This window comes from Pseudogulbenkiania subflava DSM 22618 (assembly GCF_900177275.1).
Lineage (GTDB): Bacteria > Pseudomonadota > Gammaproteobacteria > Burkholderiales > Chromobacteriaceae > Pseudogulbenkiania > Pseudogulbenkiania subflava.
In genome coordinates, this window is record NZ_FXAG01000043.1 from 1 (window position 1) to 3,564 (window position 3,564).

Sequence of the window (3,564 nt, forward strand, 5' to 3'; positions counted from 1 at the left end):
CGATTTGTCTTTGTGGAGCACTGGGCGAGCCCGGAAGCACAGCATAAGCATCACACGCAAGGCGAGCATATCCTCCATTTCCACGCAGGAGGCATCGATGCTGTGGAAAAGGCGGAGTTGTTCTACAACTTAAGCCTTGTTGCCTGACAGGGTCATCTCGTCCCCACATTTAATGGCCCATTAATTTAGATCTTCTTCGGTGGGTCAATATCGATTTGGATATAAGACACGTTATACATCGGGTTGGTGCTGTTCGTGTACATAGCACCAACTCATTATGTTGCGAAGTCTTAATAGTTGACCTTGCTGATTAGGAGAGTCACATAGTGTCTTCTGCGAACTCCAGTTCACCCAATGACGATGTTGATGCACAAGAAACCCAAGAGTGGCTCGACTCCCTGGATTCGGTCATTGCCAATGGAGGCCCGGAGCGCGCCTATTTCCTGATCGGTCAACTCATCAGAAGAGCGCAGCGCGAGGGTATACACCTGCCTCTCAGTTTGCAGACAGCCTATGTCAATACTATCGCTGCGGATCAGCAGGTCGTCTCTCCAGCCGATCAGGATATCGAACGAAGAATCCGTTCCTATATCAGGTGGAACGCAATTGCGCTGGTGCTTCGTGCTGCCCGGGATACCAATGTCGGCGGCCATATCGCCAGTTATGCTTCGGCAGCCACGCTGTATGAGACTGGATTCAACCATTTTTGGCAAGCCGCGTCCGAGCACCACGGCGGCGACTTGATCTACTACCAGGGCCATTCGTCGCCAGGCTTCTATGCGCGGGCATTCTTGGAGGGGCGTCTGACAGAGGAACAGATGGATCACTTCCGTCAGGAAGTCACTGGGAAAGGTATTTCGTCGTATCCGCATCCCTGGTTGATGCCCAACTTTTGGCAATTTCCGACGGTATCGATGGGGCTGGGCCCTATCATGGGCATCTACCAGGCGCGCTTCATGAAATATTTGGAGGACCGTGGTTTTGGCAGCCACAGAAGCAGGAAAGTCTGGGTGTTTTGTGGCGATGGTGAGATGGATGAGCCCGAATCGCGAGGCGCCCTCGGTATGGCTGGACGTGAGAAGCTGGATAACTTGATCTTCGTTGTTAACTGCAACTTACAGCGCTTGGACGGGCCGGTGCGAGGAAACGGCAAGATCATTCAGGAGTTGGAGTCGGAGTTTCGTGGCGCAGGATGGAACGTCATCAAGGTTATCTGGGGTGGTAAGTGGGACACTCTGTTGGCCCGTGACAAGCAAGGGGTTCTGCTCCAACGAATGATGGAGTGCGTGGACGGAGACTACCAAACCTTCAAGTCAAAGGATGGTGCCTATGTCAGGGAGTATTTCTTCAACTCCCCAGAGTTGAAGGCTCTTGTCGCTGATTGGTCAGATAACGATATCTGGAACCTGAATCGAGGAGGGCATGATCCGCACAAGGTCTACGCGGCCTACCATGCGGCCGTAAATCACAAGGGACAGCCTACAGTAATCCTTGCCAAGACGATCAAGGGGTACGGCATGGGTGAGGCCGGAGAAGCACAAAACATTACCCACCAGCAGAAGAGCATGAGACTGGAAGCGCTTATGCAGTTCCGTGACCGTTTCCAATTGCCGTTGTCGAATCAGCAACTCGATGAACTTCCCTATCTGAGGTTTGAGGCGGGCTCGCGCGAACATGCTTATTTGCATGAGCGCCGGCAAGCGCTCGGCGGATACCTGCCATCGAGACGACCACGCGGACCATCTCTTTCCGTGCCACCTCTCTCCGCTTTTGAGACGCAACTACAGGGAAGTGCAGAGGGGCGTGAGTATTCGACAGCAATGAGTTTCGTGCGGATCCTCAATATTTTGCTGCGCGACAAGGCCCTTGGCCGTCGCATCGTGCCGATTGTGTCCGACGAGTCTCGGACCTTCGGGATGGAAGGCTTGTTTCGTCAGATTGGCATCTGGTCTCAGCAAGGGCAGATCTATACCCCTCAAGATGCCAGCCAATTAACGTTTTACAAGGAGTCGAAGGACGGCCAGATTTTGCAGGAAGGAATCAACGAGGCGGGAGCGATGGCGGATTGGATTGCCGCTGCAACGGCGTATTCGACGCATGGTGAACCGATGATTCCCTTCTTCATTTTCTATTCGATATTCGGTTTCCAGCGCTTTGGTGATCTAGCTTGGGCCGCCGGAGACCAACGGTCACGCGGGTTTCTACTCGGCGGCACGGCGGGGCGTACCACGCTGAACGGAGAAGGCTTGCAGCACGAGGATGGCCACAGCCTGGTATGGGGAGCCACCATTCCGAATTGTGTCTCATACGACCCGACCTTCGGCTATGAGCTGGCCGTCATTATTCAAGACGGCCTTCGCAGGATGATCCAGGATCAGGAGGATGTGTACTACTACATCACGGTGATGAATGAGAACTACGAGCACCCGGCAATGCCGGCTGGCGCGGAGGGTAACATCCTAAAGGGGATGTATTTATTCCGGCAGGGTGGTGCCAATGACACGATGGCGCGTGTCCAGCTCCTTGGTTCCGGGACAATATTTCGGGAGGTCATAGCGGCTGCCGAATTGCTGCTGAATGATTGGGGTGTCGAAAGTGATCTGTGGGGATGCCCCAGCTTCACGGAGTTGGCGAGGGAAGGGAATGGGGTCGCACGGTGGAATCTGCTCCATCCCCGCGAGCCACGGAGACTGCCTCATGTCGAGTCATGCTTGAAGGAGACCCGTGGTCCGGTGATCGCTGCTACCGACTATGTTCGACTGCAGGCTGAGCAGATTCGCCCCTTTGTGCCTCGTCGATATTCTGTGTTGGGAACCGATGGCTATGGCAGGTCGGACACACGCGAGCAACTCCGCCATTTCTTCGAGGTGGACAGGTACTGGATCATACTCGCTTCGCTGAAGGCGCTGGCTGATGAAGGCGCCGTAGATCACGGCATGGTGGAACAAGCGATGGTGAAGTATGGCATCGATGCCAACAAGCCTTATCCATGGTTGGTGTGAGAGTGGTGTGATTTCCTGATGTGGCGAACAGCGTATGGGGACAACTTGAATCGCCTTGAAACCTCTAGACGCCATGTGAGGCTCACTACGTGACAATTGAGTGAAGGCCGCACGCAACAGTGGACGTTGGTCTGCGAACGCGCTATGCCCGCTTTGGCCGAATAGTGGCTGTCCTTAACTAATCAAAGTTCTCTTGGCGTCGCTGCTACGGTCACAGGGCTGGTTTCAGCACTCACAGACAATGACGTGTGACGCCTATTTCCCCAACATCAGCCGTGCAGACGCCGCGTTGTCATCACGCCGCCACCCTCGGCAGCAGCTCAGCCAACCGCCCCAGCGCCACGGCAATAGAGCCGGCATCGATGCCGCCGTAGCCGAACAGCAGCCCTTGCTGTAAGGGCGCGCCGGCATAGAAGGCCAAAATCCCATACAGTCCGATGGCCTCGCGCAGTTGCCGGTAGATCTGTCCGGCCAGGTCATGGCTGCCTTGAATGGTTACCTGGATGTCCATCGCACTGGTTACCTCAAATTTCCAAAAACTGGTTATTTTTACACGCCACGG

The 3,564-nt window shown here is 54.8% G+C and carries 2 protein-coding genes; one reads left to right on the top strand and one right to left on the bottom strand.

Annotated elements, in window-relative coordinates; translation table 11 throughout:
* Positions 1-326 precede the first annotated feature (326 nt).
* Positions 327-3,002, top strand: coding sequence for a pyruvate dehydrogenase (acetyl-transferring), homodimeric type (gene aceE / locus B9N72_RS20455; RefSeq protein WP_085277999.1), 2,676 nt, complete (start codon positions 327-329; stop codon positions 3,000-3,002).
* Between the two features lie 295 nt (positions 3,003-3,297).
* Here the strand turns inward: aceE and B9N72_RS21545 are convergent.
* The coding region (locus B9N72_RS21545; protein ID WP_234986087.1) for a hypothetical protein at positions 3,298-3,564 on the bottom strand (267 nt) is incomplete at its 5' end.